15 protein-coding genes are annotated in these 18,550 nt (G+C 38.6%); all 15 read right to left on the reverse strand.

The genetic code is table 11. The features are described from left to right. Window positions 1-186: 186 nt before the first annotated feature. The 15 genes from galE to tviB all read right to left on the reverse strand — a co-directional run bounded on the left by galE (window position 187) and on the right by tviB (window position 18,471). The gene (galE, locus tag ACEO2X_RS07155; RefSeq protein ID WP_371971435.1) at window positions 187-1,209 is read right to left on the reverse strand and encodes a UDP-glucose 4-epimerase GalE; all 1,023 of its coding nucleotides are present in this window, start codon (window positions 1,207-1,209) and stop codon (window positions 187-189) included. Then, a complete protein-coding gene (gene pgi / locus ACEO2X_RS07160; protein ID WP_371971436.1) occupies window positions 1,202-2,923 on the reverse strand; it encodes a glucose-6-phosphate isomerase in 1,722 nt (573 codons plus the stop codon). Before pgi ends, galE begins: the two co-directional genes overlap by 8 nt. Continuing rightward, window positions 2,923-4,191 carry a nucleotide sugar dehydrogenase gene (locus ACEO2X_RS07165; RefSeq protein WP_371971438.1) on the reverse strand — a complete coding sequence of 423 codons (1,269 nt, stop codon included), beginning with the start codon at window positions 4,189-4,191 and terminating at the stop codon, window positions 2,923-2,925. Before ACEO2X_RS07165 ends, pgi begins: the two co-directional genes overlap by 1 nt. Window positions 4,192-4,515: 324 nt before the next feature. Continuing rightward, window positions 4,516-5,397 carry a UTP--glucose-1-phosphate uridylyltransferase GalU gene (gene galU, locus ACEO2X_RS07170; RefSeq protein ID WP_371971440.1) on the reverse strand — a complete coding sequence of 294 codons (882 nt, stop codon included), beginning with the start codon at window positions 5,395-5,397 and terminating at the stop codon, window positions 4,516-4,518. 88 nt (window positions 5,398-5,485) lie between these two features. Continuing rightward, window positions 5,486-7,360 (reverse strand): polysaccharide biosynthesis protein, encoded by a 1,875-nt coding sequence (locus ACEO2X_RS07175; RefSeq protein WP_371971442.1) that lies wholly within the window; start codon window positions 7,358-7,360, stop codon window positions 5,486-5,488. Between the two features lie 256 nt (window positions 7,361-7,616). Further along, window positions 7,617-8,792: a DegT/DnrJ/EryC1/StrS family aminotransferase gene (locus tag ACEO2X_RS07180; protein ID WP_371971443.1), complete on the reverse strand. Its 1,176-nt coding sequence runs from the start codon at window positions 8,790-8,792 to the stop codon at window positions 7,617-7,619. 30 nt (window positions 8,793-8,822) lie between these two features. Continuing rightward, window positions 8,823-9,476: an acetyltransferase gene (locus ACEO2X_RS07185; protein WP_371971445.1), complete on the reverse strand. Its 654-nt coding sequence runs from the start codon at window positions 9,474-9,476 to the stop codon at window positions 8,823-8,825. Continuing rightward, entirely contained in the window at window positions 9,476-10,084 is a 609-nt protein-coding gene (locus tag ACEO2X_RS07190) for a sugar transferase (RefSeq protein WP_371971446.1), read from the reverse strand. Before ACEO2X_RS07190 ends, ACEO2X_RS07185 begins: the two co-directional genes overlap by 1 nt. Further along, window positions 10,085-11,227, reverse strand: a complete 1,143-nt coding sequence (locus ACEO2X_RS07195) for a glycosyltransferase family 4 protein (protein ID WP_371971448.1) — start codon at window positions 11,225-11,227, stop codon at window positions 10,085-10,087. Next, window positions 11,228-12,319, reverse strand: a complete 1,092-nt coding sequence (locus tag ACEO2X_RS07200) for a glycosyltransferase (RefSeq protein WP_371971449.1) — start codon at window positions 12,317-12,319, stop codon at window positions 11,228-11,230. It abuts the gene before it with no gap. Then, window positions 12,316-13,545 carry an O-antigen polymerase gene (locus ACEO2X_RS07205; protein ID WP_371971451.1) on the reverse strand — a complete coding sequence of 410 codons (1,230 nt, stop codon included), beginning with the start codon at window positions 13,543-13,545 and terminating at the stop codon, window positions 12,316-12,318. Before ACEO2X_RS07205 ends, ACEO2X_RS07200 begins: the two co-directional genes overlap by 4 nt. Window position 13,546: 1 nt before the next feature. Next, the gene (locus ACEO2X_RS07210; RefSeq protein ID WP_371971453.1) at window positions 13,547-14,623 is read right to left on the reverse strand and encodes a glycosyltransferase; all 1,077 of its coding nucleotides are present in this window, start codon (window positions 14,621-14,623) and stop codon (window positions 13,547-13,549) included. Next, entirely contained in the window at window positions 14,620-16,140 is a 1,521-nt protein-coding gene (locus tag ACEO2X_RS07215) for a lipopolysaccharide biosynthesis protein (RefSeq protein WP_371971455.1), read from the reverse strand. The genes ACEO2X_RS07210 and ACEO2X_RS07215 overlap by 4 nt, the downstream gene beginning before the upstream one ends. A gap of 9 nt (window positions 16,141-16,149) precedes the next feature. Further along, window positions 16,150-17,175, reverse strand: a complete 1,026-nt coding sequence (locus ACEO2X_RS07220; protein ID WP_371971457.1) for an NAD-dependent epimerase/dehydratase family protein — start codon at window positions 17,173-17,175, stop codon at window positions 16,150-16,152. Window positions 17,176-17,193: 18 nt separating this feature from the next. Continuing rightward, a complete protein-coding gene (gene tviB, locus ACEO2X_RS07225) occupies window positions 17,194-18,471 on the reverse strand; it encodes a Vi polysaccharide biosynthesis UDP-N-acetylglucosamine C-6 dehydrogenase TviB (RefSeq protein WP_371971459.1) in 1,278 nt (425 codons plus the stop codon). Window positions 18,472-18,550: the final 79 nt, after the last annotated feature.

An 18,550-nucleotide genomic window follows, 5' to 3' on the forward strand; every position in this document is an offset into this window, starting at 1 on the left:
CAAGAACGGACTGACCGCTACAAGTCGGAACTGACCGACTCAGGCTCTAGTTACACGCTTGGCAACAAGACATTAACAGAGTGCGAATTAGTCCTTGAGTATGTTTGAATACATTTTAAGGAACAGTCAAAACTGACTCCCGTTTTTATGCTCTAAACCTTGTGGCTGAGTGTATGGCTAGAATGATTAATTTTGACGATAACCATTCGGATTCTGCTTTTGCCAGTTCCAGCTATCAGTCAACATATCTTCTAGGCCATATTGTGGTGTCCAGCCCAGTTCTTGCAAGGCGCGGCTATTATCTGCAAAAGAGGTCGCCACATCGCCTTCACGACGTGGTGCAAACTCAAATGGAATCTGCACACCATTGACCTGTTCAAAAGTATTCTTCACTTGCAGCACCGAAATTCCATTACCCGTACCAATATTCCAAGCACGGCAACCCTGGGCAGTCAAACGGTTATTCAAGGCACATAAATGCGCGTTGGCCAAATCGACCACATGAATATAATCGCGCACACCAGTACCATCTGGCGTGGGATAATCCTGCCCAAAAATTGACAGTTTTTCACGACGTCCCACCGCCACTTGGGTGACATAAGGCATTAAATTATTTGGAATACCTTGTGGGTCTTCGCCGATGCAACCACTTTTATGTGCCCCCACAGGGTTAAAATAACGCAATAGCGCAATCGACCAACGTGCATCGGCAAGGGCTGCTTTTTGTAAAAGCTGTTCCACAATCAGTTTGGTATAGCCATAGTTATTGCTTGGCATGCCCGTTGGCATCTCTTCATTCAACGGCGAAATATTGGCTTCATCATATACTGTAGCCGATGAACTAAACACCAATTTAAACACATGCGCGCGCTGCATCGCCTGCATCAAGCTAATTGAACCCGCAATATTGTTATCAAAATAGCTCAGTGGAATTTGTTGGCTTTCTCCCACTGCTTTGAGTCCTGCAAAATGAATCACTGCATCAATTTGATGTGCAGCAAACACAGCATCCAAAGCAGCAGCATCACGAATATCACCCTGAATAAAATGCAAGGGTTTAGCTGTCAATTGTTGCACCCGCGCCAATGACTCTGCCGAGCTATTAGATAAATTATCTAGCACCACCACGCTGTGCCCTGCATTCAGCAACTCAACACAGGTATGTGAACCGATATAGCCCGCACCGCCTGTGACTAAAATATTAGCCATCTATTTTTCCTAATAAAATTTTTAATAAACCTTGGGTCGATGCATCGAGTGCCGATAAATCCTGTTGCTGCCCATTTAAAATAGGCAAGAGCTGATTGGCAATTTCCTTACCTTTTTCTACGCCCCATTGGTCAAAAGGATTAATATTCCACAGCACCGATTGCACAAAGACTTTATGTTCATACAGGGCAATCAACATGCCCAAGCTATACGGATTGAGTTCTTGCAATAAAATACTGCTACTTGGCTGATTACCACTGTACTGCTTATATGCAGCTAAGCCATCTAATTCCTGCTGATCTAAAGCCTGATTGCCAAAGGCCAAAAGCCGCGATTGTGCCAAACAGTTGGACAAGGCCAAATGATGCTGCTCCACCAAAGCCTCAGCATTTTCCGCATAGGTAAATTGATTGGCATTATAACGCTGCACAGGGGCAATAAAATCACAGCTGACCGCATGTGTCCCTTGGTGCAACAATTGATAGAACGCATGCTGTGCATTCGGCCCGACCTCACCCCAAACAATCGGGCAAGTATCCAAGCTCACCGCCTCGCCATTACGCTGAATCGACTTGCCATTCGATTCCATTTCTAATTGCTGTAAATACGAAGCGAAGTATTTTAAACGTCCATCATAAGGCAAGACCGCATGAGTCTGAATATTCAGGAAATTATTATTCCACACCCCCAGCAAACCCATCAGCACTGGGATGTTCTGATCAAATGCAGCATTTTGAAAATGCTGATCAACCGCATGTGCACCTGCTAAAAACCGCTGAAAACCCGCAACGCCAATGGTCAGGGCAATCGGTAAGCCAATACACGACCATAACGAATAACGACCACCGACCCAATCCCAAAGCAAGAGCTGATTTTCAGGACAAATGCCCCAAGCAGTCATTTTATCGGCTTTGGTGGATACCCCAATAAAGTGATGTTTCAGAATTTGCGCATGTGTACCCAAGGCCTTTTCTAGCCATTGTTTCACCGTTTGCGCATTGGATAAGGTATCTATGGTGCCAAAAGACTTGGACGAAATAATAAATAAAGTAGTTTCAGGACGCAGACGATGCAGCAATTCAGATAGCTGGCTGCCATCCATGGTGGACACAAAATGTACATTCAGTGGTTTTTCAGTTGCCACTTTAAAATCAGATAAGGCTTGGGTCACCATCAATGGGCCTAAATCTGAGCCACCGACACCAATATTGACCACATCCTGAATCACTTCACCCGTGGCACCACGGTATTGGCCTGCATGGATTTTTTCCACCAAGGCATACATACGCTCAAGCTGGGTATGGACTTGCTCAGTCAATGCAGCGTAGGCATCGGTCTGTTCGGAAGCACTTGATGCTGGGCTGGTCGCAGGCAAACGCAAGGCCCAATGCATCGCATCGCGCTGTTCGGTATAGTTGATTTTCTCTGAGCCTGTTGCCGTTGAAAATAAACGTTGAATCCACTCAGCAAGTTGACTCTGCTGTGCAAACCGAACCAGGGTCTGCAACACCTTGGCATCAATCCGATGCTTGCTATAGTCAAACAGCACACTGTCCAAAGCCACCGAGAAACGCTGAAAACGCTGTGGATCTTGAGCAAACAGCTGATTTAAATGCAGTTGCTGAAACTGTTGCTGCAATTGTTGTAACTGCGACAAGGCATTGTCATTTGGGGAGATCGAGCTTTGCGCCTGTGACATTGTGCTACGAATCATTAGCGACCGACTCCCATATAAGCAAAACCTTGTGCCTTCACAAATTCAGGATCATAAATATTACGACCATCCAAAATCAGCGGATGCTGCATCTGCTGCAACAAAGTCGGATAATCCAAACTCCAATATTGTTTCCACGCGGTCAGCACACACAATGCCGATACACCTTCGACGGCTTGATATTGGTCTGTACATAAAATTAGATCATCACGCTGACCATACTGTGCCACAATTTCAGGCAAGGCTTGTGGGTCATGCAATTTGACCGTCACACCCTGCGCCCACAACGCAGGCAACATCACATGAATGGGAGAATGTTGCACCCGTGCAGTATTTTCTTTAAAAGCCGCGCCCCAAATCGCCACGGTTTTGCCGTTTAAATCGCCCTGATAATAATTCCAAAGCTTTCTAAACAAGAGTTCTTTTTGTTGTTCGTTAATGTCCCAGACCTGCGCCAACAGCTGACTTTTCACCCCTGTGGTGGATACGGTACTGGCAAGGGTCAAAATATCATGACTAAAGTTTTCACCACCAAACCCCGCACCAGGATACATATACGATGCACCAATACGGCTATCTGCCGCCATGCCTTGGCGTACATGCTCAATATCAATCCCGAGTTTTTCTGCCACCACCGCCAAGTCATTGATATAACTGATACGGGTTGCCAACATGCCTGAAATACTCAGTTTGGTAAATTCTGCATCCAACACGGGCATAAAAAGATATTGCTGTGCACGTGGAAATAAGGGGCGGAGTAATTCTTTGAGTTTGACTTGCGCACGTTCATTTTCACAACCCACCGTGAGTTGCTGTGCGCGGGTCATACTTTGAATGGCATTGCCCTCTTGAATCATGTCGGGCAAATAAATCCAGTCATCTTGTGGCAAGATTTTTTGCAGGCGCTGTGTGCCATTTAAGCCCAAAGTCGAGGCATTGATCATCAGTTTAGGGTGAATGATCGGACGTTGTTGCAACTGCCGCAAAACAGTTAAGGCGTGAGCTTCTTCAGTCGGGTTCAAACTGAGTAGATACACATCCACATCTAAAGGCAATGCAGCAAAATCACAATAGTGTAAAAAGCCCTTACTGCATTGTTGTTGTAATAACAGGCTCAAGGCTTGGTCTTGAAAGCTGAGATGTTGCTGTTCGAGTGGATGGGCAGCATCCTGAAAGATATCGCACCAATAGACTTGATGCCCACATTCTGCCAAGAGTGCAGACATCACGCCTGCATAGAGGGTTTTTCCAAAGACTGCGACTTTCAAAATGTGGTTCCTGTGTATTGGTTGATGCTGTTTATTTCATGGGGTTACTCTCTTGATTCAAGAGAGATTAGGAAAGATTTTTACATTTCATCCTTTCCTACATCATATATGAATAACTTTTCAGGTTTTTTAATCCCCCTCAATCCCCCTTTGAAAAGGGGGAAGTTCGCACAAGCAAGGGCTTTATAATGGATGTTCCACCATGAGCAAGAATTTAAGCACTGCTTTAAATTTTCGCACATAAAATCAATTTTATAATGAGCACCCCTCTCTTTTTTAAAGAGAGGTTGGGAGAGATTTTCTAATCTCCCCCCTTAATCACCTTTAAGATTCAAGCTTTAACTCTTGAATCAAGGCTTTAAAATCATCACCTAGTTTTGGATGATCGAGCCCATAATGCAACACTGCTTTTAAGTAACCCAACTTACTGCCACAGTCAAAAGTCTGACCTTGCATACGGTAAGCTTCCACCACACTGTTTTGTTGCAACATGGCAATCGCATCGGTCAATTGAATTTCATTACCCGCCCCTTTAGGGGTGTTTTCGAGCAAAGTCATAATTTCTGCAGGCAAGACATAACGCCCCACCACCGATAAATTAGAAGGTGCCGTGCCTACTGCGGGTTTTTCGACAATGCCCTGCATCACGGTACTTTCACCTTCAGCAGGTGCTGTGGCTACATCGACAATACCGTATTGATCGACCAGATGATCTGGCACTGCTTCGACCATAATCTGTGCAGCGTTGCTTTGCTCAAAACGCTGAATCATGCGTGCCAAGTCATTTTGTGCAGCATCATCTTTAACCAATACATCGGGCAACAGTACCGCAAAAGCGTCATTGCCCACTACAGATTTAGCACATAAAACCGCATGCCCTAAGCCTAAAGGCTGTGGCTGACGTACACTAACGACACTGACATGTGCAGGTAAAATTTCGGTAATTTCTTTGAGCAAATCCAGTTTTTGTTTTTGTTCCAAAGTTGTTTCTAACTCAAAGTTACGGTCAAAGTAGTTTTCAATGGAGGCCTTAGAGGAATGGGTCACCAAAATAATTTGCTCAATCCCTGCTGCAATTGCCTCGCGCACTACATATTCAATCGCAGGACGATCGACCACAGTCACCATTTCTTTAGGGATAGATTTACTGGCAGGTAAAAAGCGGGTGCCTAAACCAGCAACGGGTAAAATGGCTTTTTTAATCATCTTAGATACCTAAATTTACACAAATTTTTTAGTTAAATTTTACTCATCAACAAGTTGAACTGACTTACTTCAACTTAGTTTTTGAAATTTAGTTCACCTTAACTTCTGTCCCACGGACATAACCATCCACATAGTGTTCAAGCTGTGCCAAAGCCCAGTCGATATCACTCTGAATTGCGGTTAAGTCATGCATACGCTCGAACACCATCAGCAATTCATCCAACGGATACATTTTTTCATAAGAACGTAAAATACGACTGTGCTGGGTCACTTCGGTATTATCGGCATCAATCAACAATTCTTCGTAGAGTTTTTCGCCTGGGCGTAAGCCTGAATATTGGATTTCAATATCACCTTCCTGGCTGCCTGTTTCTCGTACTTTTAAACCACTCAGTGCAATCATTTGACGGGCCAAGTCCTGAATGCGAACAGGTTCCCCCATATCCAGCAGGAATACATCGCCCCCCTGACCTAAAGCACCCGCCTGAATGACCAATTGTGAGGCTTCTGGAATGGTCATAAAGTAACGGGTGACTTCAGGATGAGTCACGGTAATGGGTCCACCTTTGGCAATTTGCTGTTTAAACAACGGCACCACCGAACCCGATGAACCCAAGACATTCCCAAAACGGACAATGCTAATTTGGGTCTGATCTTGCGCTTCTGCCATCGCCTGACAATACAATTCTGCCATACGTTTAGACGCCCCCATGACATTGGTTGGACGCACGGCTTTATCGGTAGAAATGAGTACAAAGGTTTCTACACCTGTTTTGACCGCTGCATTTAAGCTAAATGCCGTACCAATGGCGTTGTTTTTCAAACCTGCCAATGGGTTACATTCTACCAAGGGCACGTGTTTGTAAGCAGCCGCATGGTACACGGTTTGAACCCTATACTGTTCCATCACTCGCTCTAGTTTGGCCTGATCGAGCACTGAACCTAAAATCGGGATAATCGTGACATCGCTATTTAAGCGTAATTCTTTATCAATGCTATACAACGCAAATTCGGTCAGTTCATAAATTACCAAAGCTTTGGGTTTATTTTTGACAATTTGGCGACACAGTTCAGAACCAATGGATCCCCCCGCGCCTGTGACCAAGACCATTTTGTCTTGAATATTTTTAGCCAACAGTTCGGGGACAGGCGGCACAGGATCACGCCCTAACAAGTCAATAATATCGACTTCCTGTATATCCGATACGTGAATTTCACCATCGACCAGTTTGGTCAGTCCTGGAATTTCGGTAATTTTAATATGTGCAGGCTCTAAGAATTTGACGATCTCGCTTTTACGCATGCGCCCGACAGAAGGTAATGCAATCAAAATTTCATCGACATTTTTTTTAGCTAACAATTTTAATGCGCTGTCTGCGTCATAGACTTTTAAACGTCCCAACTGCTGCCCAGTGAGTGAGGGATCATCATCTATAAATAATACGGGTAAGTGTTCATCGGAATTGTATAGTACTGCTGCAATTTGCTGTCCTGCATTGCCTGCACCATAAATCGCCACACGTTTTTTTTGTACATCGGCCTGTAAATAAGAACGCACGATAAAGCGAATAAAACCACGGCTAAACCAAACCCATGCAAACATGAGAAAGCCAAACATGAGTGGTATCGAGGTGGGAATAAAAGCATCGGTAAAATAAGCCAGCGCATACAACCCTGCCACAGTCAAAGCAGTACCCAACCCCAGTTTGACCATAAACAGTTCGCTGTAGGTGCGCACAATAAAGCGATACACCCCAAAAATAAACAGCGATACAACAGCAATCACACTTGCCCATACCGAACCAAAAGCCAAGTTGGGCACCACTTCTGCGCCTAAATCAAACTGGCGGATGGCATAACATAGCCACAGCAAGACAGGAAATATACAAAAGTCCAGCACCATTAAAAATGCAAGTTTGACTAAGCGGGGGGATTCTACAGCAGGTTCGATAATGGATTTCACGGAATGAGGCTTCTCAATTTTTTACTGAGGATGGTTTGGATGAGATATCTTAAAACAACCCTCAGTTCACACTATTTTTATCAGAGTAAGATATATTGCTTTGCAATATTTTACTCTATTTTCGATTTAAAGATTAGATGGCTTTATCGCACTGCAATAGTCTAGTGATGTAAATGCACCAACTAATCTGACGCAGCCCTTTGCGCCCTATCGCAAGATGAAGATCACCACTAGAAGGCTGCATCACAAGTATGGCTTAGCCTGCCATCTGTTGTATCACCTGCTGAATGGCTGCAATGGTTTTTTCTATGCTGTCATTGCTTAAATTTGGATGAACCAAGAACATTAAACTGGTTTCGCCCAATTGCTGTGCATTGACCAAACGCTGTGCAGGTCGCCATGCTGTACCATCAAAGGCGTGTTCCAAATACACTTCTGAACACGAACCACTAAAACAAGGTACATTCAGCGCATTGATTTCCTGCATGATACGATCACGTGACCAACCCGCAGGTAACTGTTCGCTATTGACCTGCACATAACACTTGTAGTTGGCATGTACATAGTCGCTGTCTGGGTAATGCACAGTAAAATATGGACTGTCCTGAAAGGCTGCCAAAATGCGCTGTGCATGCTCGGTACGTTTTTGTGTCCATTCTGGCATGCGCTGTAATTGTATACGTCCAATCACGGCTTGCATTTCCATCATGCGCCAGTTGGTGCCAAAAGAGTCGTGTAACCAGCGAAACCCTGGTGGATGTTGTTTGTGATAAATGCTGTCGTAATTTTTACCGTGGTCTTTGTACGACCACATTTTTTTCCATAGTTGTTCATCGTTGGTGGTAACCATACCGCCTTCGCCACCTGTGGTCATAATTTTGTCCTGACAGAACGACCACGCACCAATATGTCCAATTGAACCTGCAGATTTGCCTTTGTACATCGCACCATGTGCTTGGGCACAGTCTTCAATCACATACAGACCCTTTTCTTTTGCCAGTTGCATAATCGGATCCATATCACACATCCAGCCTGCCAAATGCACACAAATAATTGCTTTGGTATTTGGAGTGAGTACCGCTTCAATGGTACGGGCAGAAATGTTTTGTGAATCGAGTTCTACATCTGCAAAAATGGGGTTGGCACCTGCTGTCACAATGGAGCTTGCCGATGCTAAAAAGGTGCGTGAAGTGACAATCACGTCATCACCCGTGCCAATGTTCAAGGCTTTGAATGCAACATCTAAAGCAACAGTACCGTTGGCAAGTGCCACTGCATACCGGGTGTCTGCAAACTGGGCAAATTCTTTTTCGAACTCGCGGCATTCCTGTCCGGTCCAGTAGTTGACTTTATTCGACAACAAAACCTGGGAAACCGCATCCGCTTCTTCCTGAGTAAAACTTGGCCATGGTTCAAATGCAGTGTTTAACATGATGTGTCCTGAATTTTTAAATTTAAAAACTTATTTTTTCTCTAGAATTCTTGCCGGATTGCCAATCACCGTTACGCCGGGTGGAACGCTCTTGGTGACTACAGCCCCCATACCCACCACCGCACCTTTACCAATCACTAAAGGCTTGTCAGGTGTACCCTGTTTAATCACGGCACCTGTACCAATATAGGCATGATCTTCGATATGGATATTGCCATTGCATTTCACCCCGGGAGCAAAAGTGACGTAATCGCCAATCACACAGTCATGAGCGACATAACTATAAATATTGGCATGAAAAAATTTTCCAATTTTAATATTGGATGTCAGACAAGTGAAAGGGCAAAGTAAGCTCCCTTCACCAATATGCACCTCATCTAGAATAACTGTGTTGCCTGCATGAACATCTAGATGCTGTATCTGGTCCTCATTTAAACGCTGAACCAGTTTTTCACGAACTTGACTATTCGCGATAGCAATGGTTACAGCCTTATGTGTATTTGGTTGGGCGAGAAAATCCTGATAACTTAGAACAGCATAACCATTTAAACTATTGCCAGCCTGACCATCATCAATAAAAACAAAGTTATCTTTAGCTAAGGTTGGAAATTGCTGGCGTACCAATGGCATAACTTCTTTACCAAAGCCACTTGCACCGTAAACACCAATATATAAAGCTTTCATTATGTTTCGTCCTTGTGTTGTGAGCCAGTAAAACGTGTCATAGTCGCTTCACCCTCGGCACTGATATCATCTTTTGCTAAAACTTTATGAACCGTTTTAAACATAATTTTGAAGTCGAGCCAGATGGACTGATTTTCGACATACCAGGTATCCAGCTTGAATTTTTCTTCCCAACTAATGGCATTACGTCCATTTACCTGTGCATGCCCTGTCATACCTGGGCGGACTAAATGGCGCTTGGCTTGTTCTTGGTTATATAGCGGTAAATATTCCATGAGTAGTGGGCGTGGTCCGACGATGCTCATATCGCCTTTAATGACATTCCAGAGTTCTGGCATTTCATCCAGACTACTAGAACGCAGCATTTTGCCAAACGGAGTTAAACGTTCACTGTCGGGCAATGGGTTACCCTGCTCGTCCACAGCATCTTTCATGGTTCGGAATTTGATCATCTCAAAGGGCTTGCCATGTAAGCCGGGACGCACCTGGCGAAATAATACTGGCGAACCAAGATTCTTTTTCACTTTATAAGCTACAAAGGCATAAAGTGGTGAAAGCAGGATTAGGGCAATGGAGGCGATGATAATATCGAGAAGGCGTTTTAGCATTTAGATCAAACCCATTTCTTGCATCATATGTGCGTTTACCTGATGTACATCGTATTTATAAAGTGCGATTTCTCGGGAGCGACTTCCCATTTTAGCGATAAGCTCTGGCTGAAGAATGAGTTTCTCCATTGCTTTTACTAAACTTTCCACGGATTTTACTTCAACCAGAAAGCCGTTATCGCCATCGGTAACAGTTTCACGACAACCTGGTGCATCCGTGGTTATAATTGCCCGGCCCATTGCCATGGCCTCTAAAACTGTACGGGGTGTACCCTCACGATACGATGGCAACACATACACCGAGCTTTCTGCAATTGCAGGACGAACATCAGATAGTTTCCCCCAGTATTTTAATGTGTTACTGGCCATCCATTGATCCAATTCTTGCTGGCGAATGGCCGAAGGATTTTCATCAATCCAGCCCACCAGATTAAATTCCACATGCGGATATTTATGTTTGATAATTTTTGCTGCTTCGGCATATTCACGGACACCTTTATCTCCCAGTAAACGTGCAATCAGCAAGAAGGATATTTTAATTTTCTGATCAGCAGTTAGAGGCAAAGGCAATACATTGAAGTCGGCAACATTAACCCCAGAACCGTTCACTACTACTGTAGGCATTTGAACGGTTAAAAGCTTTAAATCCTGAAAAAGTTTTAAGTCATCCGGATTTTGGAAAAATGCCTTATGACTGCGCGACAATGCCTGCTGGTATAAACCATGAACCAGTTTCTGGAAAACACTACGCTTAGTCTGAGTTTCTACATTTTGAAATGCATAGCCTAAACCTGTAATTAAGGCATACCGATTCGGTACTTTTGCCAGCCACGCGGCGAGTGTTCCATAGATCACCGGCTTGATCGTATAAGATAGAACATAATCAGGTTTGATTTTTTTTATAAGCGTATACATGCTTCCTAAGGTTTTTAAGTCTGCTACAGGATTAGTGCCTGTGCGTTGCATGGAAATTTCATGTATGAAATAACCTAAATCTAGGAGTTTTTCATGTTCGCTAGGGAAAGAAGGCAAATCAGGTGCAATAATATGGATTTCATAGCCTTTCTGATGAATCGCTTCGAGTAACTTTCCACGAAAGTTAAGTACTGAAGGGAGAAAACTACTGATCATTAAAAATTTCATTTATATATTCTCAATGACTTTGTTCCAGAAAGAATTAATAGATCTAAATTCCTGAATATACTTTTTGTATAAAAAAGAATTATCTTCTTTTTTATTTGCGGACTCAATTAAAGCTTCTAACATATCTTTCTCAGTACACCCATTAGAAATCAAAATATTAGGTAAATTATAAATCGCTGGAGTGCAAGGTGTAGATACAATCTTTTTTGTACCTGCAATCATCATTTCTAAAATAACATTAGGAAAACCTTCAATAGTTGAAGATATAATTCCGATATCCGCTATAGAAAAATATGCTGACGGATTTTTAACGTTACCAGTAAATATTATATTATCAGCTATACCTAATTTTTCAGATAATGCTACTAGTTCATTTTTCATTGGACCATCTCCTACCAAAATAAATCTAGTAGGCTTTTTATAACTTGAGATAAAGTCAGAATATGCTTTAATTAATAAGTCAAATTGTTTTAATTCAATAAATCTACCACAAGCGACAATTGTTAGAACATCCTCGTTATATGAGAAATTTGAATTTATTATTTGCTTTTTTATATTATCTATATCTACACAATTAGGTATAACCATACAATTCTTTACTGGTAAATAACCTAAATTTTCAAATAAAGATTTTTTCATGAAATCCGTTTGAAAAATCAAAAGGCTCTGTTTTCCGTAAAAAAATTTATATAATGATTTTATAACAAAGATTTTGTATCCAGAAAATCGTTTGAAAGGGACAGTAGATTCACGAGAAATTAATTTTGAATTTAGTTTTGATGTTTTCAAAAATAAACTCACTAATGCATTAGTAATAATATGAGATGTAAATATAAAATCAAAATTATTTATTTTAATTATCTTAAAAAGCTGCAGATAAGAAAATAAATTCTTATCATTACATGAGTCACAGTAAATAACCCTCATATTAGATTCTTTAGAATAAACATCTAATACAGGATTTCTACCATTTGAGAGAATAAACAAAACCACTTCATAATTAATAGCATCAAGATATTTTGCCAAGTTAAACATAATTCTTTCAGCACCACCTAATTGTGATGTTGGAAATATAAAAATTATAGACTTCATGATTTTTTATAAAAACCTTTTATCAAAAAATGGGTTAAATATGCTAAAAAAGCAGCCATAAGAAAAACAATAACAACTCTTTTTTCCAAACCTAATTGATAAAATAAATCATTTCTATGGATATAAAAAACCCAGTAACATGATAAAACAACCCATAAAGATTTATAATGTGTGTTCACAGAATATACTTTTTTAGAAAAAAATCTAATCGTTAAACAAAAAAAGCAAATAAATAATATAAGTAATATCCAACCACCAGAACTATAAATATGAGCCCATATATTGCTACCCATACCATAACCTACACTTCCATAAAGTGCTGGCTGAAAATAATCATTGAACGTTTTATTATCAATTCCTAAAGAATCACCAAATACTATAAAAGTTAAAATTATTCTTTTAAAATTTTCCATACCAATAAAAAAATCATAACTTATTACATCGCTCAAAATCATTTGGATCCCAAATGGTTCAGCCTCAGATAAAGCAATATAATAAAAATCAGGATTTGTTAAATTTTCAAAAACTCGATCATAGTCTTTAAACTTTATCGCTATATAAACACCTTTATAAATAAGAAAAAATAAAAATGAAAAAACTCCCAATAAGAAAATTTTATAGTAATCCTTTAAAAGAGAGGAAATACCTGGCCGTTTTAAAAAAAATATTAGAATAAAAGAAATCAAAGCTATAACAGCAAAACTTCTAAACCCTATATAAACAGTTAACAAAATGAGACTCAAATTAATTAAAAAATAATACTTCCTATTCAATAAGTAAGCAGAGCAGAACCCCAATAATGAGGAAGTTGACCAAATAACATAAAAACGATCAATAGAATTGAGTACATCGGCCTTAGCACCGGAAAATAAAATATCACCAATATTTATATAACAATAAATAAAAGAAAATAATGCCAAAAAAGTCGCATAGAAAGTAAAGTAACTTTCTCCACCTCTCTTATTATTAACACTGATAGAGTTTACTTTAATATTAATATTTAAAGAAAAAATAATTAAAAAATTAATAATTAAAGAGCCAATAAAAAAAACTTCAGGCACTAAAAAGTGAAAATTATTATTTTCTCCTATAAAAAACTGAACCAAACAAGGCATAAAATAAATTTGCTGAGACAAAAACGCTAAAGTAAATAAATCAAAATACCTTTTATTAAATAAAAAATAATAAAAACCAAATAATGTAGAAATAAAATAGAAAGCCTCCATCTTATACTCCTAAAATTTTTCTATATTTATTTATTATACTTTCATATTCAAATCTTGTTAAATCGTATTCTAAATTCTCATTTTTTTCTAAATTCCATAAAAGACGTTCCTTTAATTGCTCAATATCATTGTTAATAACTAAGCATTCTTTTAAATTATATAATATTTCACTAGGACCACTAGGACAATCAGTACTAATTACTTTACATCCAACTGACATAGCTTCTATCAGAACTGTTGGTAAACCCTCAGTTAAAGAAGACAAAACAAATACTTCTGATTGATTCATCCATGCATACGGATTTTTTTGAAATCCAACTAAGGCGATATCATTTGAATGGTCAGAATTTTGTATAATATCTTTCAATTTTTTTTCTAGTGGCCCACTTCCTAAAATTATTAATTTGCAAATTCTATACTTTCTTACTTCTAAAAAAGCATTAATCAATAATTCAAAGTTTTTTTCAGGTATTAGACGGCCTACCCCAATAATTACTGGTATTTCATCACAAAAAAAAGGGTGCTCAATTCTTTCATTCTTTAATCTTTTAATCTTTTTAAAATCAATAGGATTGTATATTACACAAATATTTGGATTGTTTAATTTCAAAGTAGAAATTAAATCATCTTGTATTCCTTTAGAGACACATATAATTCTATCAGCCCCATTGTATAAATTCCTCATTAACATTGGTACCAATTTACCAGTACCTTTCAAGTTTTTTAGACGTTGACTAATTGTGCTATGTTCAGTTATATAAAACTTAGTCTTCACTTTAGAAAACTTTTTAGCTAATAGAGCTATAACATTTAAATAATTTAAGGATGAAATCAAATAATCTGGGTTTTCATTATTTAGATAACTTACTAATGGGAAAATAGAGAAAGCAGCTCTTTTAGATCCAAGATCAATAATTTTTACTTTTTCGCTTACATCTTGTAAAAACACACCCTGTTTTTTAATAAGTACAAGGTGAACATCAACATTTAACTCAACTAAATTATTAATTAAATTTACTGTTACTCGTTCTGCTCCACCACCATTTAGAGAGGGAAGAAAGAAGGAAACTTTTTTCATGACTTTAATACTCTAAACTTAATTAAGATAAATTCTCTTATTTTTTTTGAAAAAATTACTACAACTAGTAAATTAATCAATCCCAAAATAATCAAATATATAAAATTAGCCATTCTACTATAATTTTCATTGAGTATTTCACGACCAATTAAAGAAAGCCCTAGATTTAAAAATAATATATAAAAACCAGTAACAACAATACTTAACATCCAAGTATTATATATTTTTTGAAAAAAGATTTTATGTATAAAATAGGGCCATACTAAAAACCATAAAAAATTTATTATTAGCCATACAAGCCCTGCGCCATTAACTCCATAATTTAATACAGCTAAAAACATACTCGGAATCATAATACTAGCTAGTATCAAATTACCACGCATATGATACTTTAAATCTCCAACTGCATATTGCAAATAATAAGGAAAATTAGACAATACAAGAAAAATATTCCCCAATATATAAAATATAATCGTATCTTCTATATACTTTTTTGAACTAAGATCACCTATCCATGTTAAAAGAACTTGATTTATATTTAATATTATAATAAAACCTACCATAGTTATAATAATACAAACAAATTTTGTTAACTGCATATATATACTAATTGCTTCTTCTTTTTTTTCTCTTGAAATTAAATTAGTCAACCTTGGTAATATGGCATTACCTATAGGACTACTACATAATAGAATTATACTAGCCAGCATAACAGCCATACTGTAATAACCATAATCACTTAAAGAAACATATTTAGATAATAAAAGTTTATCAAACTGAGAGATTAGCAACCAAATTGTCGAGGCTATTCCAATATTAATAATAAAGGCCTTATTCTTGCGCACCTCGATAAGGCTTTGTTTTATATTTATTTTATTCTTAGGTATAAGGTTGTTTTTCTTCCAAAACAGAATAATATATTCAAATAATGCAATAAAAAATTGATATTCGAAATATTTTAAAATCTGAAAGTCATATAAATATAAATAAGGTATTACTAAAACAAATCTTAGAGTAGCTAATGCTATATTGAAAAAGCTAAGCCATACTATTTTCTCTGCACCATTAATTACCCCCCTATATAACCCTCCAATACATCTCATAAAAACACATACAAAAATAATTCCCAATATATAAGAAATATCTTCGTTATTTATTTTCTTTACATTCAGCCAAGACCTGGCTAATCCATCTATATTTGTTAGTAATAAAACCAATACGAATGAACATATAAATAAAAATGCTACATGCAGACCATTATATAAATTACAATAATCCTGAGATGTTAATGTTCCAGCATAATATCTTGCTGTTTGTCTCGATACACTTTGACTAATTCCCGCATCTAATAATGCAAACCAAGCCTGAACCAAAGTAAAAATTGCAATCAGACCATACGCTTCAGACCCCATATTTAAAAGAAATATAGGCATAACTATTATGCCTATAAATCCATTATATATTTGACTAAAATACGTTGATGCTATATTTAGTTTCAAAGACAATTTAAATACCAACTAATAATATTATTTTAATTTCTCTACATACCAACCCATAGCCAAATTAATTCCCTCATCAATTTTATGAGTAGGTTGATAACCTAATAAACTTTGAATTTTATTAACACTTGCTTGGGAGTGACGTACATCACCCGCTCTGAATTCACGGTATATAGGTTCCTTAGTATACGTCACACCATTTTCATTTAATGCAGCTTTAATGGCATTAAACAAATCATTAAGTGTGGTACGGTCCCCTACCGCAACATTATAAACCTGATTTTTAGCTTCATCATTTTGTGTAGTTGCTGCTAGGATATTGGCCTGTACCGTGTTCTCAATAAAACAGAAATCACGACTGGTTTCACCATCACCATTAATGAATACATCATCACCAGCAATCATGGCTGCGGTCCATTTTGGAATCACTGCCGCATAAGCACCATTCGGGTCCTGACGCTTTCCAAACACATTAAAATAGCGTAAACCGATCGCTTTAAAGCCATAAGTCCGTGCAAAGACTTCAGCATATAGTTCATTTACATATTTGGTTACCGCATAAGGCGAAAGCGGGTTACCAATATTTTCTTCGACTTTTGGCAATGCAGGATGATCACCATAGGTAGAACTACTGGCAGCATAAGTAAAGCTAGATACTTTAGCATCACGGGCTGCCACCAACATATTTAAAAAACCTGTAATATTGGCAGCATTTGTAGTAATTGGGTCTGCAATAGAACGAGGTACAGAACCCAAAGCTGCTTGGTGCAATACATAGTCCACATTTGCACAGGCTTTTTGGCAATCTTCTAGGTTACGAATATCACCCTCATAGAACTTAAAGTTTGCCCATTGCTCTGCACTCACTAAGTTTTGTACTTCGTCCAAATTATGCTGGTGACCTGTAGCAAAGTTATCTAAACCCACAACTTTCTGATTCAGCTTCAGTAAAGTTTCTAATAAGTTTGAGCCAATAAAACCCGCCACGCCTGTTACTAACCAAGTTTTTGGTGCGTGTTGTAATTGCTCGCATACAGTTTGATATTGGCTCATGTTTATGGTCCCTATAAATTACAGACGAAGGTCAGATTCAGATTGATCCAGTACATATTTCAAGTCATATAAAATATGTGCAGACTTGCCCAGGGCACGTAATGCTTCAGCACCCATAGCTTTAAAATGATCATGGGCAACGGCTAGAATCACCGCGTCATACTGCCCCTGTTCCAGATTGGCGACTGGAGTAATCCCGTATTCATGTTGGGCTTCGTTTGTGTCCACCCATGGGTCATACACATCAGCAACAATATTGTATTCTGTCAGTTCATTGACAATATCAATAATTTTAGTATTACGAATATCTGGGCAGTTTTCTTTAAAACTTAAGCCTAAAACCAGTACCTTGGCGCCTTCGACCTGAATTTTTTTCTTGATCATCGCCTTGACCAGTTGGGTAACCACATAAGCCCCCATACCATCATTTAAACGACGACCCGCTAGAATAATTTCAGGATGATAACCAATAGACTGTGCTTTATGGGTTAAATAATATGGATCCACCCCAATACAGTGCCCACCGACTAAACCTGGACGGAAAGGTAAAAAATTCCACTTGGTTCCCGCAGCCTGCAATACCGCTTCAGTATCTATACCCAACTTATTAAAAATAACGGCCAATTCATTAATTAAAGCAATATTCACATCACGCTGGGTATTTTCAATTACTTTTGCCGCTTCAGCTACTTTAATGCTAGTCGCTTTATGTGTACCTGCTTCAATCACAAGGTTATAAACTTGATCAACAAAATCTGCTACTTCTGGAGTAGAGCCTGAAGTGATTTTTAAAATATTGGTGACTCGGTGTAGCTTATCGCCCGGGTTAATTCGCTCTGGACTATAACCGGCAAAAAAATCCTGATTAAATTTTAAGCCTGAGACTTGTTCCAAAACTGGAATACAGGCTTCTTCAGTTGCACCTGGGTATACTGTAGACTCGTACACCACTACATCGCCTTTTTTAAGCACTTTCCCTATACTGGTAGAGGCTTTAATAAGTGGGGTTAAATCAGGTTGTTTAAATTCATCAATTGGGGTTGGAACAGTCACAATAAAAAAATTGCAGCTGCGTAAGTCATCTAAATTGGCTGAGTAACTTAAATGTGTCGCTTGTTTAAGTTCTTCTGGCGACACTTCTAAAGTATGATCTTGTCCACTTTGTAATTCTTGTATGCGTTTTTGATGAATATCAAAACCCACCACTGGCAATTTTTTTCCGAATTCAACTGCCAAGGGTAAACCGACATAGCCTAAACCAATAACGGCAATTTTTAGCTCAGAGAGTTGTAGCATTTTAGCGCCTTTAATTTATATCTGTATTTTATAAAGAAGAATCTTTCGGCAGTAATACTAGCAGAAATTTATGAAATTT

This window comes from Acinetobacter sp. AL9 (assembly GCF_041464035.1).
Classification (GTDB): domain Bacteria; phylum Pseudomonadota; class Gammaproteobacteria; order Pseudomonadales; family Moraxellaceae; genus Acinetobacter; species Acinetobacter towneri.

Excerpts from the sequence above, each read along its gene's own strand:
- galE (WP_371971435.1), bottom strand. The coding sequence starts at position 1,209 with ATGGCTAATATTTTAGTCACAGGCGGTGCGGGCTATATCGGTTCACAT.
- ACEO2X_RS07210 (WP_371971453.1), bottom strand. The coding sequence starts at position 14,623 with ATGAAAAAAGTTTCCTTCTTTCTTCCCTCTCTAAATGGTGGTGGAGCA.
- pgi (WP_371971436.1), bottom strand. The coding sequence starts at position 2,923 with ATGATTCGTAGCACAATGTCACAGGCGCAAAGCTCGATCTCCCCAAAT.
- ACEO2X_RS07220 (WP_371971457.1), bottom strand. The coding sequence starts at position 17,175 with ATGAGCCAATATCAAACTGTATGCGAGCAATTACAACACGCACCAAAA.
- ACEO2X_RS07195 (WP_371971448.1), bottom strand. The coding sequence starts at position 11,227 with ATGAAATTTTTAATGATCAGTAGTTTTCTCCCTTCAGTACTTAACTTT.
- ACEO2X_RS07200 (WP_371971449.1), bottom strand. The coding sequence starts at position 12,319 with ATGAAGTCTATAATTTTTATATTTCCAACATCACAATTAGGTGGTGCT.
- ACEO2X_RS07190 (WP_371971446.1), bottom strand. The coding sequence starts at position 10,084 with ATGCTAAAACGCCTTCTCGATATTATCATCGCCTCCATTGCCCTAATC.
- ACEO2X_RS07205 (WP_371971451.1), bottom strand. The coding sequence starts at position 13,545 with ATGGAGGCTTTCTATTTTATTTCTACATTATTTGGTTTTTATTATTTT.
- ACEO2X_RS07180 (WP_371971443.1), bottom strand. The coding sequence starts at position 8,792 with ATGTTAAACACTGCATTTGAACCATGGCCAAGTTTTACTCAGGAAGAA.
- ACEO2X_RS07185 (WP_371971445.1), bottom strand. The coding sequence starts at position 9,476 with ATGAAAGCTTTATATATTGGTGTTTACGGTGCAAGTGGCTTTGGTAAA.
- tviB (WP_371971459.1), bottom strand. The coding sequence starts at position 18,471 with ATGCTACAACTCTCTGAGCTAAAAATTGCCGTTATTGGTTTAGGCTAT.
- galU (WP_371971440.1), bottom strand. The coding sequence starts at position 5,397 with ATGATTAAAAAAGCCATTTTACCCGTTGCTGGTTTAGGCACCCGCTTT.